Origin of the sequence: Agreia sp. PsM10 (assembly GCF_030433855.1) — a bacterium.
Taxonomy (GTDB): domain Bacteria; phylum Actinomycetota; class Actinomycetes; order Actinomycetales; family Microbacteriaceae; genus Agreia.
The window spans coordinates 197,069-224,027 of the sequence record NZ_JARUXC010000005.1; the positions used below are offsets into that span (position 1 = coordinate 197,069).

The following is a 26,959-nucleotide window of genomic DNA, read 5'->3' on the forward strand; positions in this document are numbered from 1 at the left end:
GAACGTTTGGCCTTTCTTGGTACGGTCGAACCGTGGCAAAGACGCAAGCATCCAAGCAGCCGACCCTCTCCGACTCCGGACTCGGGCGCATCCCGATCCTCGACATCTTCCCCAGCGTTCCCGGCCAACGATGGCTCCCCAAGGCCTTCGCCGGCGAGGTCGTGCCCTTCGGTGCCGTCGTGTTCCGCGAGGGCCACGACGCCGTCGGAGCACGGGTCGAGGTGGCCGGCCCTTCCGGTCAGCGCAGCGAAAGACTGCTCCTGCCCCTCGAGCCTGGCACCGACCGCTACGGCGCCGTCGAGCAGCTCGGCGAGGAGGGCCTGTGGCGGTTCCGCATCCGGGCCTACTCCGACGACTTCGCCACCTGGCAGCACACGGCGTCTATCAAGCTGCCCGCAGGCCTCGACGTCGACGTGACCCTCGCGATCGGCCGCGAGCTCTTCGAGGCGGGCAGGGTGGATGCGACGCGCCCCGACGCGCAGCGCGTGCTCTTCGGCAAGGTGGCCAACACCCTGGGCGACTCCTCCATCGACCCGGTCGAGCGTCTCGCCGCGGCCACGAGCCCGGCCGTGCTCGACGCCATCGCGGAGCGACCCTTCGAGAGCCTCACGACCTTCTCCGAGTGGCGGGAGATCACCGTCGAGCGCGAGCGCGCCGGCTCGGGCTCCTGGTACGAGTTCTTCCCCCGGTCGATCGGGGCGAAGAAGAACGCCGACGGAAGCTGGACGAGCGGCACGTTCCGCACGGCGGCGAAGCGCCTGCCCGAGGTGGCGGCCATGGGGTTCGACGTGCTCTACATGCCGCCCATCCACCCGATCGGCCGCTCGTTCCGCAAGGGCCCCAACAACTCGCTGGATGCCGGTCCGCACGACCCCGGGTCGCCCTGGGCCATCGGCGGCCCGGCCGGCGGACACGACGCCATCCACCCCGACCTCGGAACCGTGGCCGATTTCGGCTACTTCCTGAAGCAGGCGGCCAAGGCCGGCCTCGAGGTCGCGCTCGACTTCGCCCTCCAGGCCTCCCCCGACCACCCGTGGGTCACCGAGCATCCCGAGTGGTTCACCACCCTGCCCGACGGATCGATCGCCTACGCCGAGAACCCGCCGAAGAAGTATCAGGACATCTACCCGATCAACTTCGACAACGATCCGAAGGGCATCCGGCGCGAGACGCTGCGACTGCTGCGCTACTGGATCAAGCTCGGCGTGCGCATCTTCCGTGTCGACAACCCGCACACCAAGCCGCTCGACTTCTGGGAGTTCGTGATCCACACGATCAACGCCGAGTTCCCCGAGGTCGTCTTCCTCGCCGAGGCGTTCACCCGGCCGGCCATCATGCAGGGCCTGGCGAAGGTGGGATACCAGCAGTCGTACACCTACTTCACGTGGCGCAACACGAAGGAGGAGCTCGAGGAGTTCCTGCACTCCCTCGCGCACGAGACCGACGCGTTCTTCCGGCCCAACCTCTGGGTCAACACGCCCGACATCCTCACGCAGTACCTGCAGTTCGGCGGGCGGGCGGCCTACAAGATCCGTGCCGCGATCGCCGCGACGGCCGCGCCCACGTGGGCCATGTACTCCGGCTACGAGCTGATCGAGAACGTCGCCCGACCGGGCGCCGAAGAGAACCTCGACAACGAGAAGTACGAGTACCGCCCCCGCGACTTCGCCCTGGCCGAGCAGACCGGGCAGTCGATCGCGCCGTACATCACGAGACTCAACGAGATCCGGCGCGAGCACCCCTCTCTGCGGCAGCTGCGCAACCTCGAGCTGCACTGGAGCGACGACGACGCGATCCTCGTGTACTCGAAGTACATCGCCGCCGAGTTCAGCAGTACCGGCGAACCCGACGCCATCATCGTCGTCGCCAACGTCGATCCTCACTCGGTGCGCGAGACCAGCGTACACTTCGATGTCTCGAAATTCGGCCTGCCGGGTGTGGAGCAGTTCCGGGTCACCGACCTCATCACCGGGGCATCCTGGATCTGGGGCGTGAGCCACAACTTCGTTCGGCTCGACGCGTTCACCGAGCCTGTGCACATTCTTCACGTGGAGCCGGTCGATGGGACCTGGCCCGAAACGCACCCGAGCGGTGCAGACAAGGCGGCTCACTGATGTCCACTCTCGACGGAGCCGGTGTGCTCTCCATTCCCGACGTGGCCGGCGACATTCTCGACAAGGTCGCGGCCGGTTCGTACTACGACCCGCACAGCGTGCTCGGACAGCACCCCATCGAGGGCGCGGGCGCCGACGGCGTCACCGTCATCCGCACCCTGCGGCCCCTCGCCAAATCTGTGGTCGCGGTGCTGGCATCCGGCGCACGAACCGAGCTCACCCACCTGCACGGAGGCATCTGGCAGGGGTACACCCTCACCGGCCTCAGCGACTACACGATCGAGGCGCGCTACGACGACGACACGGTCTGGGCCAGCGATGACCCTTATCGCTTCTCCCCCACCCTCGGCGACGTCGACATCCACCTCATCGGCGAAGGCCGGCACGAGCGCCTGTGGGACGTGCTGGGAGCCCACTACCGCTCGTGGCACGGCGTCGACGAGCAGGTCGCGGGCACCTCGTTCGCCGTCTGGGCGCCGCACGCCCAGGCCGTTCGCGTGATCGGCGACTTCAACTCGTGGGACGGCCTGAAGCACTCCCTGCGCAGTCTCGGCAGCTCGGGTGTCTGGGAACTCTTCGTACCCGCCCTCGAGCCCGGCAGCACCTACAAGTTCGAGATCCTGTCGCAGTCCGGCGAGTGGGTGAGGCGCGCAGACCCGATGGCCCGCTACACCGAGATCCCGCCTCTCACCGCGTCGGTCATCGGCCAGTCGGCCCACGCGTGGGGCGACGACGAATGGATGTCGCGGCGCGCGTCGAGCGATCCGCACTCCGGTCCCATGAGCGTCTACGAGATGCATGTCGGATCCTGGCGCCCCGGGCTCTCCTATCGCGAGCTCGCCGACCAGCTGATCGACTACATGAAGGAACTCGGCTTCACGCACGTGGAGTTCATGCCCCTCGCGGAGCACCCCTTCGGCGGCTCGTGGGGCTACCAGGTCACGTCGTATTACGCGCCCACCTCGCGGTTCGGCCACCCCGACGACCTGCGCTATCTCATCGACCGCCTGCACCAGGCCGGCATCGGAGTGCTCGTCGACTGGGTTCCCGGACACTTCCCGAAAGACGAGTTCGCGCTGGCCAACTTCGATGGGCAGCCGCTGTACGAGCATCCGGACCCGCGTCGGGGCGAGCAGCCCGACTGGGGCACCCTCGTATTCAACTTCGGCGACTCGCAGGTGCGCAACTTCCTCGTTGCGAACGCTCTCTACTGGCTCGAGCAGTTCCACGTCGACGGCCTGAGGGTCGACGCCGTGGCGAGCATGCTCTATCTCGACTACTCCCGCAAGGAGGGCGAGTGGCTGCCCAACCAGTACGGCGGGCGCGAGAACCTCGAGGCCATCAGCTTTCTGCAGGAGGCGACGGCGACGGCCTACAAGCTGTATCCCGGCATCATCATGATCGCCGAGGAGTCCACCAGCTGGCCGGGCGTCACCCACGCCACGAACCAGGGCGGGCTCGGCTTCGGGCTCAAATGGAACATGGGCTGGATGCACGACTCCCTGCAGTACATGGAGACCGATCCGCTGTACCGCTCCTACCACCACGGCGAGATCACGTTCTCGTTCGTCTACGCCTTCAGCGAGAACTTCATCCTTCCGATCAGCCACGACGAGGTCGTGCACGGCAAGGGCTCGCTGCTGCACAAGATGCCCGGCGACCACTGGCAGAAGCTCGCGAACCTGCGCGCCTACCTCGCCTTCATGTGGGCTCACCCCGGCAAGCAGCTGCTGTTCATGGGCCAGGAGTTCGGCCAGCCCTCGGAGTGGTCGGAGGAGCGCGGACTCGACTGGTGGATCCTCGACCAGCCTGTGCACCGCGCCCTGCTGGGGCTCGTGGCACAGCTCAACCGGGTCTACGCCGACAACCCCGCGCTCTGGCAGCGCGACCACGACGCGTCGGGCTTCGAGTTCATCGACGGCGGCTCGTCGAACCAGAACCTCGTATCGTTCCTGCGCTGGGACGACGAGGGCAACCCGATCGCTGTTCTCATGAACTTCTCGGGCGCGCCGGTCGGCCCGTACCGGGTGGGGCTGCCGTTCGCGGGCACCTGGGACGAGCTGATCAACACCGACGCCGTGGAGTACGGCGGCTCTGGCGTCGGCAACTTCGGATCGGTCGAGGCGGAGGACGTGCCCTGGTCGGGACGCCCGGCGTCTGTCGAGCTGACCCTGCCTCCCCTGGCCGCGCTGTACCTCAAGCCGCGCAGGTAGAACGCGCCGTTCCCTGAGCTTGTCGAAGGGAGCCTGTCGAAGGGAGCCTTCGACAGGCTCAGGGATCGCGATCTAGTAGAGCAGCCCCGTGAGGCGGGCGCGGGCCTTCACCACGCGGGGGTCGTCGATCCCGACGACCTCGAACAGCTCGATCAGGCGTGCACGAACCGTGTTCTTGCCGGTCTGGTCGAGCGTGGGGAACAGGGTGAGCAGCCGGTCGAACGCGTCCTCCACGTGGCCACCCGACAGGTCGAGGTCGGCCACGAGCAGCTGCGGCTCGAGTTCGCCGGGTCGCGCGGCCGCGTCGTTGCGGATCTCCGCCTGGGTCTTGTCCTTCAGGCGAGCCAGCAGGCTCACCTGCGCGAGTCCGGCGACGGCCAGGCTGTCGCGGGGGTCCTGCTTGATGGCCGTCTCGTATTCGCGGATGGCTTCGTCGAAGTCTCCGCGCGCGATGGCGTCGTAGGCCTCGGCGTGGTGCGGCGGCAACGGGGCCTCCACGGGCTCCGCAGCGGCACTGTCGGATGCGTCGTCGGCGACGGCGACGCCCGTGACGCCCTGCTGCACGGCGAGCTCGAGCACCTGCTCGATGACGTCGCGCACCTGATCGGCCGGGTGCACCCCCGCGAAGAGGCCGATCGGCCTGCCTCCGACGACGGCGGCGACCGTGGGCAGCGTCTGTGCCTGGAAGGCCTGCGACAGCTGGGGGTTGGCGTCGGCCTCGACCGTGACGAGCACGAACCGGCCCGCGTACTCGGCGGTGAGCGCCCTCAGGATCGTGTCGAGCTGGGTGCTCGGCTCGTTGTACGAGGCGCCGACGACCACGATCACGGGAACGGTGTTCGACAGCTCGATGAAGGCGCTGAAGGCGGCGTCGGTGCCCTCGATGACGAGGCTCGGCAGCGAGACGGGTGCACCCGGCGCTGCGGGGGCGCCTGCGGCCTGCGGGGCCGGTGCGCCCGGTGCCGGGCGATTGACGAGCGAGGAGAGGTCGACGGCGCCGCGCAGACTGGCCGCGGACGGGGGAACTGAACTCATGGAAGCTCCTTGGCTTGAACGAGGCCCTGGGTGAATCCGAGCAGTGTCGGCTTGCCCGTCTCACCCGCGGACGGAATGTAGAACAGCAACTGATAGTCGTAGGTGGACTCGACGCCCTTGCCTGTGGCATCGAGACCCGACAGCGCCTTGACCGCGCCCTCGGGGGTGATGGTCGCGCCCGTCTGCGTGGGTTTCACGACCTCGGACTCCCTCAGGTTGAACGAGAGGATCGCGCCCGAGTCGTTCGTCGCCAGCGCGATGCCATCGGAGATCGCCGGCACCTTCGAGAACTCGATCGTGGCGGTTCCGGTCTCTTCGATCTTGGCCTTCTTGGCCGCCTTGTAGTCGGAGCCGACGCTCGTGAGCAGCGTGTCGCCCTCGGTGTCGATGAGGTCGTATGACGGGCTCGCGGAGCCCTGCGCGAGGATATCGGCGTAGGCCTCCTCGACGGCGTCGGGGGTCATCGACAGCAGCTTCGAGTCCGGCGCGAGGCGCGAGGCGCCGACGCTCGCCGCCGAGACGGGCGGGAGGGTCGTGTCGGGCTCGAGCGAGATCGCGTATTCGACCTTGTAGTTGGCCCGTGCCGACTCCTGCACCAGGGTGACCGCCAGGGGGGCGACGGTCTTGTCCTCGTTCTCGACGATGGTGAAGACCGTCTTCGGCCACACCGTGGTCGCCTGCGGAAGCACCACCGAGGCCGCTCCCGACGGGATGGCCGTGGGAAGCACGTACTCGGGCAGTGCAGCGTGGATGGCGTAGGAGGCCTTGCGGAGTTCGAGCGCGGGACCCGTGAAGCGCGCGTCGAGGGCGGTGCCGTCGAAGGCGGCATTCGCCGCGCTCTCGACCGCGATGACCCGCTCGATGATGGTCTTCACCTGCTGTTCGGTGACGGCCGGAAGGACGGCCTCCGCGGCGGGCGCCGTCGACGTGGGTGTGGGCGTCGGCGTCTCGGTCTGCATGTTCGAGGGTTCGCTCGTCGGATCCGTATCCGAATCGACCGTGGGGGTCGGACGGGGCGTGGGAGTGACCGTGCTGGCCGACGCCGTCAGCGGCGTTCCGGCCCCGAGGGCCGCGATGAGCAGCACGGGCACGACCGCGGTCATCGACCGGGTGATGGCTTTGCGTCGTTTCGACATTCCGGACTCGATCGCGTTGGTTCGGGCGGGAGAGAAGCGCCGGCGCGGCGTTCCGGTGGGCGGCTTGCGCCGTGGGCCCTGCTGACGGCGCATGTGCCACAGGCCCCAGAGAAGGAGGGCGAGACCGATGAGGAGCACGAAGGCGCCGGCCAGCAGAAGCGGAACGGCCCACGGAGTGGAATTGTCGATCGGCCAGGACACGGTGATGTCGGACGGTGCGGCATCGGTGCCGTTGGAGGCGATGATCGCGGAGTACCCGGCGGGAACGTTGATGGTGCGCGTCAGTGACTTGTCGCCGGTGTACTGCTCGAGCCAGAGGTCACTGCCTGCCGGATCGGCCGAGCCGCTCGCCACGTTCTCGGCTCCCGCCGGATCGGCGGCGACGATCGCCTCCGTCAGTTCGCCGGAGTCAGCGTCGACCTCGAGCTGGGCGTAGCTGGAACCGTTGAGCCAGGCCTCGACATCGGCGTCGCGGCCGTAGGCGATGAAGACGGAGGAGTCACCGGAGAGCGAGACGGTCTGCGAGCCGGGGTTCGCACGAAGAGTGTCGGAGTCGAGCAGCACGTAGGGCTCGTCGGTCGCACCCGCACTCGCCGCACTCACGCTCCCCGGGGGCAGGAGGAAGGTGCGTTGGGCAACACCGACACCGATGAGGGCCGTCGCAACGACGAAGGCGATGATCGCGAATACAAAGCGCACAGATTACTCCAGACAAAGACATTAAAAGATAGCCGATGAACCCTGACGCCGCACTCAGGGTACGCCCAGTGCGGGCGCGGCGGCATTCGTCGGTGCCGGGCAGTCGATAGAATTCGGGGCAGTTCCACCGGCGACATCCGACAGCTCTGGGCAGGCAGGTTCCGTGAAGATCCACAACGCGTTCACCCTGGGGCTCGTCGGCACGCTGGGGGTGGGTGTCGGCATCCTCATCCTCACGTCGATCGCGTCGCTGGCCACGATCCTCACCTACATCGGTGCAGCGATCTTCATCGCCCTGGGCCTCGACCCGGTCGTCTCCTGGTTCGAGAAGAGAAGACTCCCCCGCTGGCTCGCCATCATCGTCGTCTTCGTCGCGGTGGCGGGTATCGTCGCCGGACTCGTCTTCGCCGTGGTTCCGATCATCGTCGACCAGCTCGGCCAGCTGTTCGACATCGTTCCCGTGCTGGTCGACCGGGCGCAGCAGGGCACCTGGGTGGCCGATCTGTCGAATCAGCTCGGCGGCTTCGACGTTCAGGCCGTGATCGACCAGGTCACCAAGTACCTCACCGACGTCGGCAACTACTCGATCATCGCCAGCGGAGCGCTGGCGGTCGGCGCCAGCATCGCCAACGGCGTGTTCGGCACGATCATCGTGCTCATCCTCACCCTGTACTTCACGGCGTCGCTCAATTCGATCAAGCGCTCGCTCTACCGGCTCGTGCCCGCGTCGAGGCGAGCGCGTTTCGCCGATCTCAGCGAGCAGGTGACCGACGCAGTCGGTCGATACGTCGTGGGCCAGCTGTCACTGGGGGCGATCAACTTCCTCCTGAGCTACATCTTCCTGTCGATCATCCAGGCGCCGTTCCCCGCCGTGCTCGCCTTCCTCGCCGGCATGCTCTCCCTCATCCCGCTCGTCGGAACGCTCTCGGGGTCGATCATCATCGCGCTGGTCTGCCTCATCCCCGGGCTGGGCTCGCTGCCGACCTTCATCGCCGCGGCGATCTACTACCTGATCTACATGCAGGTGGAGGCCTACCTGCTGAGCCCGAACATCATGAACCGGGCCGTCTCCGTTCCCGGAGCTGTCGTGGTCATCGCGGCCCTCGCCGGCGGCACGCTGCTCGGGATCCTGGGGGCGCTCATCGCCATCCCCGTCGCGGCATCACTGCTGCTCATCATCAAACAGGTGGTCATACCCATTCAGAACGAGCGCTGAACGGCCCCGCTCAGGCTTCGTAGCTGTCGGGCAACGGCAGCACGGCGGGGTTGACCCTGGCGACGATCTCGCTGAGGACACGCCGCGTCTGAGACTCGCCGACCCACAGGTGCTTGCCTCCCTCGACGGTGACGAGTTCGATCTTCGGCATCGGCGCGAATCGGGTCTCGGCCTCGGCGGGACGCAGGTAGTCGTCGAACTCCGGAATGAGCGCGGTCACGGGAACATCGAGATCGTTCCACGCCGACAGCTCCTCCTCCGAGGTGCGATGGAGCGGCGGCGAGAGCAGGATCACGCCGTCGACCGTGTGCTCGACGCCGTACTTGAGTGCGAGCTCGGTGCCGAACGACCACCCGACCAGCCAGGGATGAGGAAGCCCGCGCTCCGTCACGAAGGCCATCGCGGCCTTCACGTCCCACCGCTCGGCCACGCCGTGGTCGTAGGCTCCCCCGCTCGTGCCGCGCGGCGACGACGTGCCCCGGGTGTTGAAGCGCAGCACCGCCAGATCGGCGAGGGCAGGAAGTCGATTGGCGGCCTTGCGCAGGATGTGGGAATCCATGAACCCGCCCCCCGGCGGCAGCGGATGAAGCGTGACCAGTGTCGCCACGGGGTCGCCGGATTCCGGAAGCGCGAGCTCTCCGACGAGGTCGAACCCGTCATCGGTGTGCAGCACGATGTCCTCGCGGATCGCGGGAAGCACGGTCGTGCTCCGGATGTCGATGGTGCCCACGTCAGTTTCCGATCTTCCAGCAGTGACTGTGCCAGTGACGGCGGGCGGCGAGGTCGCTCGCCTCCCCCATGAGGCCGTCTGCGCGCCACGCGACGATGTGGCCCGTGCCTGCGACGACCGGCAACGAGCATCCTGGGCAGATGTAGTCTTTGACCGCCTGAGCCGGCGAGACCGACTGCACGTTCCACGATCCGCTGCGGCGGTGCTCCACCCGGCGCCCACCCGTGAGGATGCGGTCGAGGTCGAGCTCCGGCTCGTCGTCTGCCGGCCCGCGGCGACGAGGTCGGTTGCTGCGGGGCATGAATCAATCCTAGGTCAGTGGCCCGCGCCGCTGCCGTCGCGGAAATGATCGAGGCTCGCCTCCTCGAGGTCGAGCATCTCCTGTGCCCGAGCGAGGGCGGTCGACGAATAGCTTCCCCTGTTGCGCGCCGCGACGAGGGCCGCCCGCTCGTGCAGCAGAACATCGCGCCTCACGAGCGCGTACTGCTCGTTCACGGCGGGCGTGTCACCGCCCGACGCCGAGTACTGCTCCCACGCGTATTCGCTGCGCCGGGCGGCCTCGAGGCGCACGCGATCGATCACACTCGGATCGGGCACTCCCCCGCCCGCCACCGTGAACCCGGGGTCGTCCAGGCGCTCCGTGCCCTTCAGCCTGATGTGGTCGATGAGCTCGGCGAACTCCTCGAGCTGGCGATCCCGCGGAGTTCCCCGCACCCCGGTGAGCCGGATGACGGCGGGCAGTGTCGCGCCCTGCAGAACGAGAGTGGTGATCGCCACCGTGTACGCGATGAGCACGAGCTGCTCCCGATACGGGATGCTCTCCGGCAGCGATTGCGCGGCAGCCACGGTCACGACCCCGCGCATGCCGCTCCACGACAGCACGACGCCCTCCCGCCCTCCCAGGGCCTCGGGATCGGGTCGCCTTCTCGGGAGGCGGCCGATCGCCGTCATGACCGCGACCACGGCGAACCGGATGCCGATCAGCACGGCCGTGGCGAGGAGGCCGAACAGGATCGCCTGGGGAACGTCGAGCCGATCGTGGCGCACTCCCTCCACGATCGTCTTGAGCTCCAGGCCCATCAGGAGGAACACGCCGTTCTCGAGCAGGAACTGGAAGGTCCGCCAGTTGAGGCGTTCGCTCAGTCGTGCAGGGGCCGAGAAGCTGGTCGCCCCCAGATGGCCCGTGATGAGGCCTGCGGCCACGACGCTCAGAACACCGGATGCTCCGATCGTCTCGGCGGGAAGGTACGCGGCGAAGGGCACGACGAACGAGATCGCCGTGGCGAGCACGGGGTCGGGGACGCGCGCCCGCACGAACACGGTGAGGTATCCGATCGCCACACCCAGGCCGACGCCGAGAATCACCGAGTACGCGAAGTCGCCCAGCACCTGCCACGCGCTGACCACACCCGCCGTCGCCGCGATGGCGGTTCGGAGCAGCACGAGCGCAGAGGCGTCGTTGACGAGACTCTCTCCCTCGAGAACGGCGAGCAGTCGCGGGGGAAGCCCGAGCCTCTTTCCGATCGAAGTGGCCGCCACGGCATCCGTCGGGCTGATGACCGCGCCGAGGGCGATCGCCGCCGCGAGGTCGAGATCGGGGAAGAGCGTGTAGAGCAGGAAGCCCGTGCCGAACGCGCTGGCGACGACGAGCACGACGGCGAGGGCCGAGATGCTGCCGACGTTCGACCGCAGGTCGACGAGCGGCAGACTGATCGATGAGGCGTAGAGCAGCGGCGGCAGTACGCCGGACAGGATGATCGCACTCGCGACATGCACGGGCGGCATGCCCGGCAGGAGAGAGATACCGATACCGATGACGGCGAGGATCAGCGGCGCGGCGAGCTTCACCTTGGGCGCGAGGAGCGACACCGCCACGATGACGACGACGCCGAGAACTGCGATCAGAGCCAACCCCATGGGGCCAGCATATTGGGCGCGATCATCGCGCCCAATGCGTGGCGGCTAGTACCAGCCCGCGCTCTCGGAGTGCGCCCAGGCGCCGCACGGCGTCTCGTAGCGGCCGGTGATGTAGCCGAGCCCCCAGATGATCTGCGTGGCCGGGTTCGTCTCCCAGTCGGCGCCGGCCGATGCCATCTTGCTGCCGGGAAGCGATTGGGGAATGCCGTAGGCGCCACTGCTGGCGTTGTACGCGTTGTAGCGCCATCCGGATTCGCGCGACCACAGCGAGTAGAGGCAGTCGTATTCGGTTTCCGGCCAGCCGCGGTCTGCGACCATCTGGGCGGCAATGGCCTGCGCGCTGCCGGGATCGGGCGCGCCGGCGGGGGGCGCGTACCCTCCCGAGGACTCCTTCTCCTTGCTCGCACTGCTCGCCGACTCTGTGGCGGTGGGAGTGGGCGTAGGAGTCGGCGTGGGCTTCGGCGGCTCTGTGACCGTGAAGCCGTCGCGAACGATGGATGCCGCCTGGCTCGAGGACGTGACGGTCTGCGAGGGCAGGGTGGAGCCGGGCTCGAGTGCCACGGTGAAGTATTCGGATGCGGCGACACCGGAATACGGATCGACGACATTCACGAGAACGGATGCGCCGACGGCCGCGACGCCCAGCAGCTGCAGGGCGACTCGCCCCGGTCGCGAGACGATCTTGGCCCGACGCGGGGCTACAGGATCGAGCACTCGGATCGGCCCGGCGCTTCTCGACGAGGCGGGAGCGGAACTCACGCGAGGTTTGAGAGAGACTCCCGCGGCTGCGTCACGTTCGAAATTTCTACCCACGATTCCTCGACTTTAGCGAACTTCTGGCGGAAATGCAGGCGGAGGGGAAGATCTCAGCGCACCGACAGCATCACGTCGATAACGGCGTCGAGCACGAGATCGACCTGAGCCTCGGAGTATCCGCCGGTTCGGGAACGGAACGAGACCTGCCGCACATCGTCGACCGACACCGCCGTGCCCTCCCTGAAATAGGAGATGAGCTGCTCGGCGAACTCGTCGACATCGCGCTTGTCGTACCCCAGCTTGAATGGTCCGCTGCCTCGGAATCGGTGCTTCGCGGGTCGCTCGAGCCGGGCGAGAATCTCTCGTGCCCGATCTCTCGCGTCGGCGAACCAGGCTTCGTCGCCCACCGACGACGATGCCTTCTCCCGCTCTCGCGCAGCGAAGGCCTCCTCCAGCCTCTCGAGCGCCGCGTCGACCGCGAGGGTGGAGTAACCGCCCTTCTCGAGACCGAACGCCATGTGCCGGATCGCCTCCGCCGTGATGATCGTGCCGGTGTCGCCGGGTTCCGCGCTGTAGGCGATGCGAGCGGCGGCCAGGAACTTCTCGACCTCGTCGACCTTGTAACCGGGTCGCGAGGATCGTGATCTGGGGAAGGTTTGGCTCACGGGGACTATTCTGCCAAGACTTGTCGGTCGACGCCTAAGCGAAGACGATGAAGAGCACGTACGCCGCGGCGGCGGACGGCAGGATCGAGTCGAGCCGGTCGAGGAATCCGCCGTGGCCCGGCAGCCAGGTACTCATGTCCTTGATGCCGAGGTCGCGCTTGAGCAGCGATTCCGAGAGGTCGCCGGCGGTCGCGCTCAGAACGAGGACGGTTCCGAGGATCAGTCCGAACCACCAGGGCATGTCGAGCAGGAAGATCGAGAGCAGCACGCTCGATGCCATGCCGAAGATCCACGAGCCCGCGAATCCCTCCCAGGTCTTCTTGGGGCTGATGGTGGGGGCCATCGGGTGTTTGCCGAAATTCAGCCCCGTCGCGTAGGCGCCCACGTCGACCGACACCACCACGATGAGGAACGACATGACCCACCATTGGCCGTTGTCGTTGCGCAGCAGGAGAGCCGCGATGCTTCCGAGGAAGGTGACGTAGACCTGGATGAACACCCCGCCCGACATGTCGAGCGCGACACTGCGCATCGACGCCCGGTGGCGAGGGATCGACAGCTCGGCGAGCCTCCACAGTACGACGAGCAGCACTCCGCCGATCGTGCAGATCCACTGCCACTCCGCGCCGAAATAGAACGACACGGGCACGACGACGACGGTCGCCAGCACGCTGGGGATGCGGGGCACGTCGCGACCCGCGTGGCGCAGCGCCGTCGCGAGCTCGAAGGTGGTGAACGCCAGGAGCACCGTGGCGAACACCACGAAGATGTCCTTGATGAACACCAGGCTGAACACCATCACGAGACCGAGCGCCAGACCGATGCCGATCGCACTCACGAGGTTGCGACCCGAACGGGCGGTGATCTTGTCGTTGGCCCGGTCGAACTGGTCTCGACGCTCGCGCACCTTGGCCTCGAACTCGGCGCGCGTCATGCCTGGATGACGGCGCGCCGGATCGGCCTCGGACGCGGGTGTGTCGGGATCGTTCGTCATAGGTGTGGGCCTAGATCTCGAGGAGTTCGACTTCCTTGCGCTTCAGGGCGTCGTCGATGCCGTCGACGTGCGACTTGGTGAGCTGCTCCAGCTCTTTCTCGGCGCGGCTCACCTCGTCGTCTCCGACCTCGCTCTTGAGGGCGTCGAGCTCGTCCTTCGCCTTGCGACGGATGTTGCGAAGCGAGACCTTGCCGTCTTCCGCCTTCGTGCGCACGATCTTCACGTACTCCTTGCGACGCTCCTCGGTGAGCTCGGGAAGAGTCACGCGGATGACGTTGCCGTCGTTCGACGGGTTCGCTCCGAGGTTCGGGGTGTCGCGGATGGCCTGCTCGATGTCGCGCAGGGCGCCCTTGTCGTAGGGCGTGATGAGCATGGTGCGAGCCTCGGGGTTCTGCAGGCCCGCGAGCTGGCTGAGCGGCGTCGGGGTGCCGTAGTAGTCGACCAGGATCTTCTGGAAGAGGCCCGGGTTCGCGCGCCCGGTGCGAATGCTCGAGAAGTCTTCCTTCGTGTTGTCGACGGCCTTCTTCATGCGCTCTGTTGCGCCGGCCAGTACATCCGCGATCACGGCAACTCCTTCTTTTGGTTCTTGAGTAGTTTAGGGCGACGGGCCCGGGTCAATCGTGCGACGTGCTGACCAGGGTGCCGATGCGCTCACCCAGGATGGCCTTCGTGACGTTGCCCTGGGGCTCCATGCCGAAGACCATCATCGGCATTCCGTTGTCCATGCAGAGGCTGAAGGCGGTCGAGTCGACGACCTTGAGCTCGCGCTGCAGGGCGTCGAGGTAGGTGAGCCTGTCGATCTTCTTGGCGTCGGGGTTCGAGCGGGGGTCGGAGTCGTACACGCCGTCGACTCCGTTCTTCGCCACGAGCACGACGTTCGCCCCGATCTCGAGCGCGCGCTGCGCCGCGACGGTGTCGGTCGAGAAGTAGGGAAGACCGGCTCCAGCGCCGAAGATGACGACGCGACCCTTCTCGAGGTGGCGCTCGGCCCGGCGGGGAATGTACGGCTCGGCGACCTGGGTCATCGAGATGGCCGACTGCACGCGCGTGGCGGCCCCGGCCTGCTCGAGGAAGTCCTGCAGCGCGAGGGCGTTCATGACGGTTCCGAGCATGCCCATGTAGTCGGCACGTCCTCGATCCATTCCGCGCTGCGAGAGCTCGGCTCCGCGGAAGAAGTTGCCTCCTCCGACGACGATCGCGATCTCCACCTGCTTCGCCGCCGCCGCGATCTCGCGGGCCAGCTCGCTGACCACGTCGGGGTTGACCCCGAGTGAGCCGGCTCCGAACGCCTCACCAGACAGTTTCAGGAGTACTCGGCGTCGGGGTTCTGGTGAAGTCATGTGTGTGGATCCCTTCGATCTCGTCCTCCCAATTTTAGGGGGCTGCCGAAGCTAGTCCTCGAACGGTACCGCGCACGTCTCCTGCTGAGCCGTCGACCCGGTGACTCCGTCGAGCACCGGGGCAGCCCCGGCATCCGGTGCCGCCGGTTCGGCGGGAACCGACGGGTCGGCCGGAGCCTCGGGAACGGTCGGGTCGGTCGGTGCCGTCGGTTCGGTCGTGCTGCCGACGGGCTGCGAGTCGGCGCCCAGAGTGAACGGCTGATCGGCCGCGATGAGAGCGAAGAGCTGGTCCGCTGCATCCACCGTCGGAACCACCTTGCCCGGATAGTCCGGATCGTTGGTCGTTCCCGGGTACTGCACGAAGGTGATGTTGTTGAGGTCGATCGTGCGCAGCGCCTGCGCCATGGAGACCATGGTGTCGACTTTCGTGAGCGACGTCGAGAGCGTGAAGTACTGCGGATCGGCGACGACGTTGGCCAGCGAGTAGAGCTTGCCGAAGTCGCCCAGCGTGTCGTTGCTCTTCATCTTGCGCACCAGCGACGACAGGTACTGCTGCTGCGAGGAGATGCGGCTGAGGTCGCCCCCGTCGCCCACACCGTGCCTCGATCGCAGGAAGCCGGCCGCGAGACCGCCCTTGACCTCGGTGATGCCGGCCGGCATGTCGAGGTGCTGCAGCACGCCGTTCTCGTCGGGGTAGACGACGTTGTCGTCCGTCACCCGCCCGGTGAGGCAGATCGGAACGCCGCCGATCGCATCGGTGAGCGCGATCACGGCGTCGAACGTCATCGACACGGCGTATTGGATGTCGAGGCCCGTGAGTTCGCTGACAGTCGCCACGACACACGGCAGGCCGCCTCTGCCCCAGGCCTCGTTGATGGGCGCGGCGCTCATGGCGTCGCCCTTCTCGCACTCCGGATGCGCGATGATCAGGTCTCGCGGGAAGCTCACGGCGACCGCGGTCTTGTGGTCCTGCGACACGTGCAGCAGCATGTTCACGTCGTTGAGCGTGGCTCCGTCACGCTCTCCGTACAGATCCTGGGACTGGTTCGCGTCGTTGTCGGCGGCGACCACGAGCACGTTGAAGCCGCCCTCGAGGGCGCCGATCGCCGGAGGGGCCTGCTCCTCGCCCTGCTCCGGGTGGATGTCGACCGCGTTCTCCTCCACCTTCGAGGTGAAGGTCCATGCGCCGACGGCGGCAATGCTCACGGTGCTGACCAGGGCGACGGCGGCGACGATGCCGACGAGCGACAGCACTCGCGACCATGCCCGAGCGTTCGGATTGCGGGCGTGCCTGGTGGGCTGCGGGCTCGTCTTCACAGGCATGTCCTCCGGAACTCTTCGGCCGCCGGGCGGGCGCGGTCTCAGTCGATCATACTTAACGGCCGAAGGCCCATCCCGCGAACGGAATGGGCCTTCGGCGTGATGCTGTCGATCGGGGAGTTACGCGCCGACCTTGAAGCGTGCGAAGCCGGAGACGGTGATGCCGGCGTCGGCGAGCACCTTCTTGACCTGCTGCTTGTTGTCTTTCGCGTAGTCCTGCTCGAGCAGGGCGACCTGCTTGTAGTAGGCACCGAGGCGACCCTCGATGATCTTGGGCAGGGCGGCCTCGGGCTTGCCCTCGCCGCGCGAGATCTCCTCGACGATGCGTCGCTCGTTCTCGACGGCCTCTGCCGGCACGTCCTCGCGGGCGAGGAACTCGGGGTTGGCGAACGAGATGTGCTGAGCGATCGAGCGGGCCGTGTCTGCGTCGGCACCCGTGTAGCCCACGACCACACCGACCTGCGGGGGCAGGTCTTTGGAGGTCTTGTGCAGGTAGATGGCGAACGCGTCGCCGGTGACGACCGCGAGACGACGCAGCTCGAGCTTCTCGCCCAGGATCGCCGCCTCGTTGCTGATCAGGTCGGCGACGGTGCCACCGGCCGCGGGGGCCGCGAGGGCCTCCTCGACCGAGGTGGCGCCGGCTGCGACGGCCGCGTCGAGCACGGCGTCGGCGAGGGCGACGAACTTATCGTTCTTCGCGACGAAGTCGGTCTCGCTTGCGAGCTCGATCAGGGTCGCGGTGTTGCCGCTCTCCTTGGCGGCGACGAGGCCCTCACTGGTGGAACGGTCGGCGCGCTTCGCGTTCGACTTGGCACCCTTGAGGCGCAGGATCTCCGTCGCCTTCTCGAGGTCGCCGCCGGCTTCGACGAGCGCGTTCTTGCTGTCGACCATGCCGGTGCCGAGGCGCTCGCGCAGGGTCTTGAGGTCGGCCAGGCTGAAATCTGCCATGGTTTTCTTCCTTACTTGGCTAAAGAGTTGTGTGTCGAAAGAAGGCGCGAACTACTTCGCGGGGGTCTTCTCGGCGTCGGTGGCCTCGGCCTCGAGGCGGGCCTCGGTCGCGGCGTCGGACTCGACGGCGTGCTCGGGAACGATGGTCGCGTCGGCGGCGGCCTCGTGCTCGGCGACGACGGCGTCTGCGTCGTTCTCCCCGGTGGGCGTCTCGGCGGCGACGACGTCGGCGACGGCGGCCTTCGCGGAGTCGGACTCGACGGCGTTCTCGACGAGACCGTCGACGGCCTCGATCTTCTCGGCCTCGGTCGACGGGTTCTCCGACGCCTGGAGGAGCTCGCGCTCCCACTCGGCGAGGGGCTCGACGGCCGACACGTTGCCGGTCTCCTCGGGCTTCTGGTGACGCTGGATCAGGCCCTCGGCGGCAGCGTCGGCGATGATGCGCGTGAGCAGACCAACGGAGCGGATCGCGTCGTCGTTGCCCGGGATCGGGTACTGAACGTCGTCCGGGTCGCAGTTGGTGTCGAGGATCGCGATGACGGGAATGCCGAGCTTGTGCGCCTCGTCGATGGCGAGGTGCTCCTTCTTGGTGTCGACGATCCAGATGGCGGACGGCGTCTTCGTGAGGTTGCGGATACCGCCGAGGCTCTTCTGCAGCTTGACCAGTTCGCGCTTCTGGATCAGAAGCTCCTTCTTGGTGTAGCCACGGGTGGTGTCGTCGAAGTCGACCTCTTCGAGCTCCTTCATGCGCGCGAGGCGCTTGGAGACGGTCTGGAAGTTGGTGAGGAGGCCACCGAGCCACCGCTGGTTGACGTAGGGCTGGCCGACGCGCTGGGCCTGCTCGGCGATGGAGCCCTGAGCCTGCTTCTTCGTTCCGACGAAGAGAACCGTTCCGCCGTGGGCGACGGTCTCCTTGACGTAGTCGTACGTCTTGTCGATGTGCACCAGCGACTGCTGGAGGTCGATGATGTGGCTGCCCGAACGCTCGGTGAGGATGAATCGCTTCATCTTCGGGTTCCAACGACGGGTCTGGTGTCCAAAGTGAACGCCGCTGTCGAGCAGCTGGCGAATGGTGACGACGGCCATGAGCCGTTCTCCTGTTCTTCGACGTGGGCTGAGCACGCCGCAGTCCATCGGAACTGCCCGCACCGCAGGCACACGTCAATCGGTTTCTTACCACCGGCCTGTTGGCGGCGGTTCCTGGTGCCCAGCACGCCTCCGACCACCGATCACGCACTCCTGCAGAACAGGAGGGAGAAGGGAGGACCGAGTGGAGTCGTGACGAAAGTCAGCGGGCACGCGTAGTCACCCCGACGGATCGAGGTGCTCCGGAAACTATATCACCCCTGTTGCTTGGCGTAGTACTCGCGCAGTTCGACCGGATCGGCGGCTTCGAGACGGCGCGTGAAGTCGGTGTCGAATCGGGCGACGACGGGAAAGTCGCCGAGGGGCACGATCGAGTGGACAACCTGATCGGCGTACACGTGCACGAGCGTGATCGACTGGCCGCCGTCGCGGCCGACCAGCGTCGACTCCGGCGCCGAGACATCCATCGTGTAACAGGTCGCTGCGGCGACCGCCACGGGAATGCCAGCGAACAAACCGTGGGTGGAGTAGTGGAGATGCCCGCCGAGGATGGTGCGGATGTCGCTGCCGCGGATCACCTCGGCGAGGTCGTGCTGCCGCTGCAGTTCGAGAACATGCATGTAGGCCACCGGGCTCGGCACCGGCGGGTGGTGCAGCGCCAGGATCGTGCCGTGCGGGGCGCGGATCGACAGCTGCCGGCGCAACCAGTCGAGCTGTTCGTCGGTCAGTTCGCCGTGGTGGTAGCCGGGAACCGAGGTGTCGAGGGCGATCACTCTCAGGCCGCCGAGGTCGAACACCCGGTCTATGGGCGAGTCGTCGTGGAGCCGGCCATCGGCCGACTGACCGACCTCGGCCGCGTCGAGGAGCTCCGCCCGGAAGGCGGACCGGTCGTCGTGGTTTCCCATGACCCACACGACCTCGGCGCCCATGCGGGCGGCCGCCGGCTCGACGAGCGCGCGAACCCGGCCATAGGCATCCGGTTCGCCCAGGTCTGCGATGTCGCCCGTGAAGACGAGGGCGTCTATGTCGATCTTCGATGCCTCGAGCGCGCTCAGGGCCGAGGCGAGGTTGGCGTCGGTGTCGATGCTGCCGTAGAGCGGTCTGCCGCCGCCGAGGAAGTGCGTGTCGCTGATGTGCGCGATCACGTGGTCGGCGGGAGGGTATTGACCGAGCTGCATGACTGCAGCCTATTTGGCGCCGCCGACTCCGTCTTTCTCGCGCCTGCGTCCGCGCACGACGCTCAGGCTTCCCGTCTCCTCGAGGGCGACGCCCTTGGTCTCGGGGATCTTAAAGAAGACGAAGAAGAACGACAGTGCTGCGAAGGCCGCGTACAGACCGTACGCCAGGGTGAGCGACACATCCTGCGAGATGATCGGGAAGGTCATGGTGACGGCGAAGTTGGTCAGCCACTGCGCGGCCGCGGCCACTCCGAGTGCGCGACCGCGGATGCGCGTCGGGAAGATCTCGCCGAGCAGGACCCAGACCAGCGGCCCCCACGAGGCGCCGAAGGCGACGACGAAGAGGTTGGCTCCGACCAGCGCGATGATTCCCCACGCGCCCTCGAGGCTCGGCTTTCCGTCGACGATCTGGGCCTGGCTGAACGCCAGCGTCATCGATCCAAGTGCCACCGCCATGCCGACGGAGCCGAACAGCAGGATGGGACGGCGACCGACCTTGTCGACGAGGAAGATCGCCACGAAGGTGACGGCCACGTTCGTGACAGACGTGATCACGGAGATCGTGAGGGAGTCGCTCTCCTTGAACCCGACGCTCGACCAGAGGGTCGTCGAGTAGTAGAAGATCACGTTGATGCCCACGAGCTGCTGCAGCATCGACAGGATGATGCCGACCCAGACGATGGGCAGGAGGCCGAAGCGCTTGCCCCGGAGCGAGCTCTTGTCGGCATTGGCCGCGTCTTCGCGAATACCCGCCTCGATGTCGGCGACAGCCTTGTCGAGCTGGTTCTGCGGGGTGATCGAGGCCAGCACCTTCGTGGCCTTGTCTTTCTTGTCGGTCATCAGCAGGTAGCGCGGCGACTCGGGCAGCCGGAGGGCCACGAGGCCGTAGACGATCGCAGGAACGGCGCACACGAGGAACATCCAGCGCCAGGCGTCGAGGCCGAGGAAGAAGACCTCGTTCGCCCCGCCGGCCACGTTGGCCAGGATCGCGTCGGAGAGCAGGGCCGTGAAGATACCGACCGTGATGGCGAGCTGCTGCAGCGAGGCGAGGCTGCCTCGGATGGCCTTGGGGGCGATCTCCGAGATGTACGCCGGAGCGATGACGGAGGCGATGCCGATTCCGAGTCCGCCGACGAGACGCCAGACGGTGAGGTCCCAGGCCGCGAAGGCCAGGCCGGAACCGATCGAGCTCACCAGGAACAGCACGGCGCCGATGAGCATGACCGGGATGCGTCCGAGTCGGTCGGCGAGACGGCCGGCCAGGTACGCGCCGACGGCGCAGCCGAGAAGAGCGGATGCGACGGCGAAGCCGGTGAACGCGGCGGTGAGACTGAAATCGTCTTGAATCGCGTCGACGGCGCCATTGACGACCGAGGAATCGAATCCGAAGAGGAAGCCGCCGATCGCGCCCGCCGCTGCAAGCGCGATGACCTTGCGCCTCAGCTTCTTGTCGGTCTTCACATCGGTGTCGGCCTGCGCCGCGCCCCCACTGGTTGCCATGATCCGCTCCCTCATTGTGACCGACAGTGCGCATCACGACGCTGTCCCTAACACCTCGATCTTGGCACGAAGTGTCCCCCACCCGGGGCATTGCCCCCGTAACGGGTGCTCCCCCTTGACAGGGTGGACACCATGCGCCGCGCCCCGTTCTTCGTCTTCGCCCGCCGAGCGCTGAGGGCGCTCGGCCCGATCATCCTGGCCTCCCCCGCGCTCGTCGGCCCGATGGCCGTGCCCACCGTCGGAACCGACTGGGCCTGGCCGATACCCGATCCCCACCTCGTCGTCGGCGAGTGGCAGGCCCCGGCCGACGACTACTCCGCCGGCCACCGAGGAATCGACATCGCCGCCCCGACAGGCGCCTCCGTCACCGCGCCCGAGTCGGGAACGGTGCGCTTCGCCGGCCGTGTTGTCGATAGGCCCGTTCTGTCGATCGAGCATCCGGGCGGGCTGGTCTCGAGTTACGAGCCGGTCGAGACCACGCTGAAGAAGGGCGATCAGGTGGCCCGCGGCCAGCGGATCGGCACGGTGGCCTCTGCGTCGGCGTCGCACTGCGCAGAATCGTGCCTTCATCTCGGCGTCCGACGTGACGGCCGCTACCTCTCGCCGATGCTCGTGCTCGAGCCGCCCGCGAGGGCGATCCTGCTGCCGGTGACTGCCGCCGGCCGTCTCCTCGAGAGGCCCAACGACCGGATGCCTCGGGTCACGCCCGCGGGTGCGCCTGGCGGTAGGTCTCCCGCAGCCTCTCGGTCGTCACGTGAGTGTAGATCTGGGTCGTGCCGAGACTCGCGTGCCCGAGCATCTCCTGCACGGCACGCAGATCGGCGCCGCCATCGAGCAGATGCGTGGCGGCCGTGTGTCTGAAGGCGTGCGGCCCCTCGGGGCCCGAGCCCGGAACATCCATCAGCAGCCGCGAGACGATGCCGTAGACCGATCTGGTTCCGACCCTGGCGCCGCGCGCGCCCAGGAAGACGGCCCTCGTGCCCGAGCTCTCGTCGGATCGCGCCGCGAGCGCCGGGCGGCCACGGTGCAGGTAGTCCACGAGCGCGAGGTGCGCGGGCTGGCCGAAGGGCACCACCCGCTCCTTGCTGCCCTTTCCGAGCACACGCACGGTGCGCCGGTCGAGGTCGAGGTCGGCCGTGTCGATGCCCACGAGTTCCGAGACCCGCAGTGCCGACGCGTAGAGCAGCTCGACGACCGCCAGGTCGCGCAGGGCGAGGGGCTCTCCATCGTGAGTGCGAGCAACCAGGGAGTCGAGCACGGAGTCCATCGCGTCTCTCGAGAGCACGCGTGGAAGGCTGCGGTCGGGCTTGGGCGCCCGCAGCCTCGACGCGGCGTCGATCGCCTGACCGTTCGCGCGGGTGAACCAGGTCGAGAAGCTCTTGGCCGTGGCCGACCTCCTCGCCAGGGTCGCCTTGGAGAGCCCGGCCTGCGAGGCGGTCCACAGCCAGTCACGGTACGCGTCGAGGGTGAGCTGCGCCGCATCGTGGATGCCGCGCGACTGCGCGAACCGGCTCAGCGCGGCGAGGTCGGATCTGTAGGCGCGAACGGTGTGGGGCGAGTAGCCGCGCTCTGCTGTGAGGTACGACACGAAGTCGTCGATCTCACGTTCGAGCTGCATGGTGTCAAGAATGCATCGGGGCTCACCCGACGCCGTGCTCCGTGGTGCGCGAGTCGAGATACTCGGACAGGGTCATGGGGTGGCGGCCGGTCAGCCGGTGCACGTCGGAGGTGATGCGCTGCTGCTCGCCGGCGGCGAATGCGGTGTAGGTGGACACCCAGGCGTCGACCTGCCAGGAGGGCGCGTCGTAGACCGCCCGCGAGGCGTAGGCCTGCTCGATGGTCTCGTTCTCGAACACGACAGGGCGACCTGTCTTGCGGCTCACCGTGGCGGCGACCTCGTCGAGGTTCGGCGTCTCCCTGCCGGTGAGCTCGTAGGTGGCGCCTCGGTGCGACTCCGGGTTCAGAAGCACCTCGATGGCGCAGGCGGCGATGTCGTCGCGCGTCACGGCAGATACGCGTCCGTCGCCGGCCGGCCCGCGGATGACCCCGTCGTCGCCCGCCAGTTCGGGCAAAAAGTCGAGGTAGAAGTTGTCGCGCAGGAAGGTGAACTGCATGCCGGAGTCACGGATGTGCTGCTCCGTGGCGTAGTGGTCGCGGCCCAGGGTGAAGACGGAGTCGGGAGCGGCGCCGAAGAACGACGTGTAGACGATGTGCTCGACGCCCGCTGCTGCCGCCGCATCGACGAAGGCCCGATGCTCGTCGACTCGGTCGACCGACTCCGAGGCGGACACCATGAACAGGGTGCGCACGCCGCGGAGAGCGGCCTCGGAGGCTGCCCGATCCCGGTACTGCGCCTCGACGATCTCTGCGCCCACCAAAGCCGGCGCCCGCTTCGCCGAGCGGAGGATCAGCCTCAACGGCAAGGTGTGAGCGGCGAGTCCGCGTGCCACGGCACCACCGAGATGTCCTGACGATCCTGTGATGGCGAGCGGTGCGAGCGGTGAAGAGGTCATGGATTCACGGTACCCGGCGCACCCCCCTTCTGCTTCCTCCATCCCGCCTCCGTCTCGATGGCGGCGCCCTCGAGGGCGAGCAGACCCAGCACCCCCTCGGTCGCCGACACAGCCAGTCCCGTGCGCCTGGCGATGTCGGTGGTCGGTCGTGCAGACCGAACACTGAGCGCATCGAGAACGCGCACCTGCTCGGGTGGTCGGCGATCGGATGCCGGATCCAGACCCAGATCGAGTTCGGGTTGACCGGCACCGTCGGCCATAAGACCTGAAGCGAGTTCGAGAACCTCGTCGACACTCGTGACGCATGCCGCATCGAACTCCCGGATCAGGCGATGACAGCCCGCCGATGACGGCGACGTGACCGGACCGGGAACTGCTCCGAGCGGCCGCCCCACCGAGGCCGCGTGTGCGGCCGTGTTGAGCGACCCCGATCGGTGCCCCGCCTCCACCACGACCGTCGCGACGCTCGAGGCCGCAATCAGGCGATTGCGTTGCAGGAATCTCCACTTCGTCGGAGGCGATCCGCACGGCAGCTCGGAGATGACCGCTCCGACCGTGGCGATGCGGCCGAGCAGGGCGTCGTGACCGCTGGGATAGAACCTGTCGACGCCTCCGGCCAAATACGCGACGGTGAGTCCTCCGCTCGCGAGAACGGCCCGATGCACCATGCCGTCGATTCCGTAGGCGGCCCCCGAGACGACGGCGACTCCACGGTCGCTCAGACCCGCTCCGAGCTCCATGGCCATGTGCTCGCCGTAGCCCGTGGCCGCACGAGCGCCCACCAGCGCGATCGACGACCCGAGCGATTCGATCGCATCGTTGATTCCCCGCGCCCAGAGCGCGATGGGCCCGTGAACGCCGAGATCGTCGACGCCCGCCGGCCAGAGCCGGTCTGTCGGGCGGATCAGACGTGCCGACACCCGGGCGGCCTGACGAAGAGAGGTGATGACGGCATTCGAGACGAGGCGCGGCCTCCACCGGTCGAAGGCGAGGGTGAGATCGCGCGTCGTCAGGGAGTCGGAGACCGCGTCACCCACGGCTCCGGCCACTCGTTCCATGGCCCAGCCATCGACGAGGGCGGTGAGCGCCTGAGCCGGCCCCAGAGCCGTGACGAGCGCTCCGGCGACGGAGTCGCCGGGCTCCGCGATGCCGCTCCACGATGCCCGGGCGAAGACCTCGGCCGCGCCGGCTTCATCGATCTCCGTCTCGCCATCGGCCAGCACAGCCGACGCGAGACGTATGACCTGGTTCGAGTCCAGTCCGAAGGTGGTCATGACTGCAGCGACTTTCTCAGGTAGAGGGCTCGTCCGACGTGCTCCGCGGTCGGCGACTCCGCGGCGTCGAGGTCGGCGACCGTCCACGCCAGGCGCAGTACCCGGTCGTAGCCGCGCATCGTGAGACCTCCCCGCTCGAGCGCCCTGTCGAGAGACGCCGTCGTCGACCGTGCCAGGCGACGAGGGCCGGTGCGGAGCCATGAGCCCGGAACCTGCGAGTTCAGCTTCCACGGGGTGCCGTCGAGCCGTTGCGCGGACCGCGACCGTGCCGCCACGACGGTGCTGCGGGCCGTTGCCGTGTCGAGCCGCTCCTCGCCGTCTGCCATTCGCAGCTCAGCTGCGGTGATCCTCTGCACGCGCAGTTGGATGTCGATGCGATCCATGAGCGGACCGGAGATGCGCGCGAGGTACCGGCGACGCGAGTGCGGTGTGCAGGTGCACTCCGAATCGCGCGCGCCGTACTGCCCGCACGGGCAGGGATTCGCGGCCAGGACGAGCTGGAACGAGGCCGGAAATGAGGCGACGGCGTTTGCCCGGTGGATGCTGATGACCCCGGTCTCGATCGGCTGCCGCAGCGCGTCGAGCACCGAGGAGTTGAATTCCGGCGCCTCGTCGATGAACAGCACCCCGTGAGATGCGCGTGCCGCGGCGCCGGGCCGGATCTGCCGGGAGCCGCCTCCGACCAGCGCGGCAGCGGTCGCCGTGTGATGCGGGCTCTCGAGCGGCGGCCGGGTGATGAGCTGCGACCCGACGATGTCTCCGCTGAGCGAACGCAATGAGCTGACCTCCAGCGATTCGAGGGGGCCGAGGTCGGGAAGGAGCCCGGGCAGCCGGGCCGCGAGCATGGTCTTGCCCGCTCCGGGCGGACCGAGCATGAAGAGGTGGTGGCCGCCCGCGGCTGCGACAACCATCGCCTGCGTGGCATCGCGATTGCCGACCACGTCGGCCAGCTCGAGAACAGGCGTCTCGCTGGCGCTCTCCCGTGCCAGCAGAATCGGCTCGACGGGCTGAGGCTGCAGGGTACTGCCGTGGAAGATCGCGGCGTCTCTCACCGAGGCGACGGGAATGACCTCGATACCCGGCACGAGGGCGGCCTCGTCGGCGTTGCCGGCAGGCACCATGAACCGCGTGTGGCCGAGGCGCGCGGCGGCGGCCACTGCGGGCAGGATGCCGCTGGTGGGTCGGAGCCTGCCGTCGAGCCCCAGCTCGCCGAGGTGCACGACCCGCCCGATGGATTCGGCGCTGATGCTGCGCGACGCGGCGAGCAGGGCCATGGCGATCGCCAGGTCGAAGACGGGACCGAACTTCGGCAGTGCCGCGGGCGACAGATTGACCGTGATGCGCCGGGCCGGAAGCGGACAGCCGGCATTGCTCGTGGCGTGCCGCACCCGCTCGCGGGCATTCGACAGGGCCGTGTCGGGCAGGCCGATGATGGTGAACGAGGGCAGGCCCGGCGTGATGTCGGCCTCGACCTCGACCATCTGGCCGGTAAGACCGAGCAGGGCGACGGCGGTGGTCATGCCGATCATCGGAAGACCCCGCGCAGGTGCTCGACGAAGGGTAGTGCGCCGTCGCGGATCAGCACCGAGACGACATCGATGCGGATCACCTGGGGCCGAGCGCCCCTCTGCGCCTCGCACCAGGCGGCGGCAAGTCGTCGCAGCCTGGCCAGTTTCGCGTCGGTGATCGCCTCGAACGGATGCCCGAATGCCGTCGACGACCTCGTCTTGACCTCGACGAATACCGTGTCTCGACCGTCGACCCCGACGAGATCTATCTCACCGTGCTCGCATCGCCAGTTTCGCTCGACCACGGCGAAGCCCTGATCTGCGAGATAACTCGCCGCCACGTCTTCACCCTGGCGACCCAGGGCATCTTTCGCTCTCATTCGCGCCTCCGCCACCGAGGATGGCAGCGCGCGAAACGCAGCTCCCGACGAACGACGAGAACGGGGATGAACCGCTCTCCACAGGCTCAGCCGAGGAGAGGACGAGGGCTACTCGTCGAGCGCGAGTTCCTTCGGAAGCTCGAAGTCCTTCGTCGACAGCTCTTCGACGTTCACGTCTTTGAAGGTCAGCACGCGCACGCTCTTGACGAAGCGGTCGGAGCGGTAGACGTCCCACACCCACACGTCGTTCATCACGAGCTCGAAGTAGAAGTCGTGCTCGGTGTCGCGGCGAACCAGTTCGACGTCGTTCGCCAGGTAGAACCGGCGCTCGGTCTCGATCACGTACTTGAACTGCGAGACCACATCGCGGTATTCGCGGTAGAGGGCCAGTTCGACTTCGCGGTCGTAGTCCTCGATCTCATCATCTTCCATGGTTC

General features: G+C 67.6%; 24 protein-coding genes and 1 pseudogene. 4 read left to right on the forward strand and 21 right to left on the reverse strand.

What is annotated here, in order from left to right:
* Positions 1 to 32 precede the first annotated feature (32 nt).
* Positions 33 to 2,114 carry a maltotransferase domain-containing protein gene (locus QCD70_RS08500; protein ID WP_441004929.1) on the forward strand — a complete coding sequence of 694 codons (2,082 nt, stop codon included), beginning with the start codon at positions 33 to 35 and terminating at the stop codon, positions 2,112 to 2,114.
* Complete coding sequence (gene glgB / locus QCD70_RS08505) at positions 2,114 to 4,327, forward strand: 1,4-alpha-glucan branching protein GlgB (RefSeq protein ID WP_301215061.1); 2,214 nt, start codon at positions 2,114 to 2,116, stop codon at positions 4,325 to 4,327. The genes QCD70_RS08500 and glgB overlap by 1 nt, the downstream gene beginning before the upstream one ends.
* A 72-nt stretch (positions 4,328 to 4,399) precedes the next feature.
* Here glgB and QCD70_RS08510 read toward each other — a convergent pair whose 3' ends face one another.
* Positions 4,400 to 5,362: a tetratricopeptide repeat protein gene (locus QCD70_RS08510; protein WP_301215063.1), complete on the reverse strand. Its 963-nt coding sequence runs from the start codon at positions 5,360 to 5,362 to the stop codon at positions 4,400 to 4,402.
* Positions 5,359 to 7,197 (reverse strand): hypothetical protein, encoded by a 1,839-nt coding sequence (locus QCD70_RS08515; RefSeq protein WP_301215065.1) that lies wholly within the window; start codon positions 7,195 to 7,197, stop codon positions 5,359 to 5,361. Before QCD70_RS08515 ends, QCD70_RS08510 begins: the two co-directional genes overlap by 4 nt.
* Before the next feature lie 163 nt (positions 7,198 to 7,360).
* Here QCD70_RS08515 and QCD70_RS08520 point away from each other — a divergent pair, with 163 nt between their 5' ends.
* Positions 7,361 to 8,413 carry an AI-2E family transporter gene (locus tag QCD70_RS08520; protein WP_301215067.1) on the forward strand — a complete coding sequence of 351 codons (1,053 nt, stop codon included), beginning with the start codon at positions 7,361 to 7,363 and terminating at the stop codon, positions 8,411 to 8,413.
* A gap of 10 nt (positions 8,414 to 8,423) precedes the next feature.
* On the opposite strand, the gene QCD70_RS08525 is transcribed toward QCD70_RS08520, so the two are convergent.
* From QCD70_RS08525 to QCD70_RS08585, 13 genes are all read right to left on the reverse strand, one after another.
* The gene (locus QCD70_RS08525) at positions 8,424 to 9,134 is read right to left on the reverse strand and encodes an alpha/beta hydrolase (RefSeq protein ID WP_301215295.1); all 711 of its coding nucleotides are present in this window, start codon (positions 9,132 to 9,134) and stop codon (positions 8,424 to 8,426) included.
* Between the two features lie 10 nt (positions 9,135 to 9,144).
* Complete coding sequence (locus tag QCD70_RS08530; RefSeq protein ID WP_301215069.1) at positions 9,145 to 9,444, reverse strand: hypothetical protein; 300 nt, start codon at positions 9,442 to 9,444, stop codon at positions 9,145 to 9,147.
* A 14-nt stretch (positions 9,445 to 9,458) separates the two neighbouring features.
* Positions 9,459 to 11,060, reverse strand: a complete 1,602-nt coding sequence (locus QCD70_RS08535) for a cation:proton antiporter (protein WP_301215071.1) — start codon at positions 11,058 to 11,060, stop codon at positions 9,459 to 9,461.
* Positions 11,061 to 11,105: 45 nt separating this feature from the next.
* On the reverse strand, positions 11,106 to 11,819 hold the full coding sequence (locus QCD70_RS08540) for a lytic transglycosylase domain-containing protein (RefSeq protein WP_301215073.1): 714 nt from the start codon (positions 11,817 to 11,819) through the stop codon (positions 11,106 to 11,108).
* A gap of 107 nt (positions 11,820 to 11,926) precedes the next feature.
* Positions 11,927 to 12,481, reverse strand: coding sequence for a DivIVA domain-containing protein (locus tag QCD70_RS08545; protein WP_301215075.1), 555 nt, complete (start codon positions 12,479 to 12,481; stop codon positions 11,927 to 11,929).
* Positions 12,482 to 12,515: 34 nt separating this feature from the next.
* Complete coding sequence (locus QCD70_RS08550) at positions 12,516 to 13,475, reverse strand: phosphatidate cytidylyltransferase (protein ID WP_301215077.1); 960 nt, start codon at positions 13,473 to 13,475, stop codon at positions 12,516 to 12,518.
* Positions 13,476 to 13,485: 10 nt separating this feature from the next.
* Positions 13,486 to 14,040, reverse strand: a complete 555-nt coding sequence (gene frr, locus QCD70_RS08555; RefSeq protein ID WP_301215078.1) for a ribosome recycling factor — start codon at positions 14,038 to 14,040, stop codon at positions 13,486 to 13,488.
* Between the two features lie 49 nt (positions 14,041 to 14,089).
* On the reverse strand, positions 14,090 to 14,815 hold the full coding sequence (gene pyrH / locus QCD70_RS08560; RefSeq protein ID WP_055931576.1) for a UMP kinase: 726 nt from the start codon (positions 14,813 to 14,815) through the stop codon (positions 14,090 to 14,092).
* A gap of 51 nt (positions 14,816 to 14,866) precedes the next feature.
* Positions 14,867 to 16,138, reverse strand: a complete 1,272-nt coding sequence (locus tag QCD70_RS08565; RefSeq protein ID WP_301215082.1) for an LCP family protein — start codon at positions 16,136 to 16,138, stop codon at positions 14,867 to 14,869.
* 117 nt (positions 16,139 to 16,255) lie between these two features.
* Positions 16,256 to 17,083 (reverse strand): translation elongation factor Ts, encoded by an 828-nt coding sequence (gene tsf, locus QCD70_RS08570; protein WP_055931570.1) that lies wholly within the window; start codon positions 17,081 to 17,083, stop codon positions 16,256 to 16,258.
* A 51-nt stretch (positions 17,084 to 17,134) separates the two neighbouring features.
* Positions 17,135 to 18,169: a 30S ribosomal protein S2 gene (rpsB, locus tag QCD70_RS08575; protein ID WP_301215085.1), complete on the reverse strand. Its 1,035-nt coding sequence runs from the start codon at positions 18,167 to 18,169 to the stop codon at positions 17,135 to 17,137.
* A gap of 254 nt (positions 18,170 to 18,423) precedes the next feature.
* A complete protein-coding gene (locus QCD70_RS08580) occupies positions 18,424 to 19,347 on the reverse strand; it encodes a phosphodiesterase (RefSeq protein WP_301215087.1) in 924 nt (307 codons plus the stop codon).
* A 9-nt stretch (positions 19,348 to 19,356) separates the two neighbouring features.
* Positions 19,357 to 20,847, reverse strand: a complete 1,491-nt coding sequence (locus QCD70_RS08585; protein ID WP_301215089.1) for a sugar porter family MFS transporter — start codon at positions 20,845 to 20,847, stop codon at positions 19,357 to 19,359.
* Between the two features lie 222 nt (positions 20,848 to 21,069).
* On the opposite strand from QCD70_RS08585, the pseudogene QCD70_RS19210 reads away from it, so the two are divergent.
* Positions 21,070 to 21,441 (forward strand): annotated as a pseudogene (locus QCD70_RS19210) (M23 family metallopeptidase); the annotation flags it as partial.
* A 106-nt stretch (positions 21,442 to 21,547) separates the two neighbouring features.
* Here the strand turns inward: QCD70_RS19210 and QCD70_RS08590 are convergent.
* The 6 genes from QCD70_RS08590 to QCD70_RS08615 all read right to left on the reverse strand — a co-directional run bounded on the left by QCD70_RS08590 (position 21,548) and on the right by QCD70_RS08615 (position 26,954).
* Entirely contained in the window at positions 21,548 to 22,465 is a 918-nt protein-coding gene (locus QCD70_RS08590) for a tyrosine recombinase XerC (protein ID WP_301215091.1), read from the reverse strand.
* Between the two features lie 22 nt (positions 22,466 to 22,487).
* A complete protein-coding gene (locus QCD70_RS08595; protein ID WP_301215093.1) occupies positions 22,488 to 23,360 on the reverse strand; it encodes an SDR family oxidoreductase in 873 nt (290 codons plus the stop codon).
* On the reverse strand, positions 23,357 to 24,634 hold the full coding sequence (locus QCD70_RS08600) for a DNA-processing protein DprA (RefSeq protein WP_301215095.1): 1,278 nt from the start codon (positions 24,632 to 24,634) through the stop codon (positions 23,357 to 23,359). Before QCD70_RS08600 ends, QCD70_RS08595 begins: the two co-directional genes overlap by 4 nt.
* Positions 24,631 to 26,163 carry a YifB family Mg chelatase-like AAA ATPase gene (locus QCD70_RS08605; protein WP_301215097.1) on the reverse strand — a complete coding sequence of 511 codons (1,533 nt, stop codon included), beginning with the start codon at positions 26,161 to 26,163 and terminating at the stop codon, positions 24,631 to 24,633. Before QCD70_RS08605 ends, QCD70_RS08600 begins: the two co-directional genes overlap by 4 nt.
* Complete coding sequence (locus tag QCD70_RS08610) at positions 26,160 to 26,522, reverse strand: YraN family protein (protein WP_301215100.1); 363 nt, start codon at positions 26,520 to 26,522, stop codon at positions 26,160 to 26,162. The genes QCD70_RS08605 and QCD70_RS08610 overlap by 4 nt, the downstream gene beginning before the upstream one ends.
* 108 nt (positions 26,523 to 26,630) lie before the next feature.
* On the reverse strand, positions 26,631 to 26,954 hold the full coding sequence (locus tag QCD70_RS08615; RefSeq protein WP_044442048.1) for a DUF2469 family protein: 324 nt from the start codon (positions 26,952 to 26,954) through the stop codon (positions 26,631 to 26,633).
* Between the last annotated feature and the right edge of the window lie 5 nt (positions 26,955 to 26,959).

Coding starts and splice junctions, on each gene's coding strand:
- glgB (WP_301215061.1), top strand. CDS start 2,114: ATGTCCACTCTCGACGGAGCCGGTGTGCTCTCCATTCCCGACGTGGCC.
- QCD70_RS08510 (WP_301215063.1), bottom strand. CDS start 5,362: ATGAGTTCAGTTCCCCCGTCCGCGGCCAGTCTGCGCGGCGCCGTCGAC.
- QCD70_RS08530 (WP_301215069.1), bottom strand. CDS start 9,444: ATGCCCCGCAGCAACCGACCTCGTCGCCGCGGGCCGGCAGACGACGAG.
- QCD70_RS08535 (WP_301215071.1), bottom strand. CDS start 11,060: ATGGGGTTGGCTCTGATCGCAGTTCTCGGCGTCGTCGTCATCGTGGCG.
- QCD70_RS08550 (WP_301215077.1), bottom strand. CDS start 13,475: ATGACGAACGATCCCGACACACCCGCGTCCGAGGCCGATCCGGCGCGC.
- pyrH (WP_055931576.1), bottom strand. CDS start 14,815: ATGACTTCACCAGAACCCCGACGCCGAGTACTCCTGAAACTGTCTGGT.
- QCD70_RS08565 (WP_301215082.1), bottom strand. CDS start 16,138: ATGCCTGTGAAGACGAGCCCGCAGCCCACCAGGCACGCCCGCAATCCG.
- tsf (WP_055931570.1), bottom strand. CDS start 17,083: ATGGCAGATTTCAGCCTGGCCGACCTCAAGACCCTGCGCGAGCGCCTC.
- rpsB (WP_301215085.1), bottom strand. CDS start 18,169: ATGGCCGTCGTCACCATTCGCCAGCTGCTCGACAGCGGCGTTCACTTT.
- QCD70_RS08580 (WP_301215087.1), bottom strand. CDS start 19,347: ATGCAGCTCGGTCAATACCCTCCCGCCGACCACGTGATCGCGCACATC.
- QCD70_RS08585 (WP_301215089.1), bottom strand. CDS start 20,847: ATGGCAACCAGTGGGGGCGCGGCGCAGGCCGACACCGATGTGAAGACC.
- QCD70_RS08590 (WP_301215091.1), bottom strand. CDS start 22,465: ATGCAGCTCGAACGTGAGATCGACGACTTCGTGTCGTACCTCACAGCA.
- QCD70_RS08595 (WP_301215093.1), bottom strand. CDS start 23,360: ATGACCTCTTCACCGCTCGCACCGCTCGCCATCACAGGATCGTCAGGA.
- QCD70_RS08600 (WP_301215095.1), bottom strand. CDS start 24,634: ATGACCACCTTCGGACTGGACTCGAACCAGGTCATACGTCTCGCGTCG.
- QCD70_RS08605 (WP_301215097.1), bottom strand. CDS start 26,163: ATGATCGGCATGACCACCGCCGTCGCCCTGCTCGGTCTTACCGGCCAG.
- QCD70_RS08610 (WP_301215100.1), bottom strand. CDS start 26,522: ATGAGAGCGAAAGATGCCCTGGGTCGCCAGGGTGAAGACGTGGCGGCG.
- QCD70_RS08615 (WP_044442048.1), bottom strand. CDS start 26,954: ATGGAAGATGATGAGATCGAGGACTACGACCGCGAAGTCGAACTGGCC.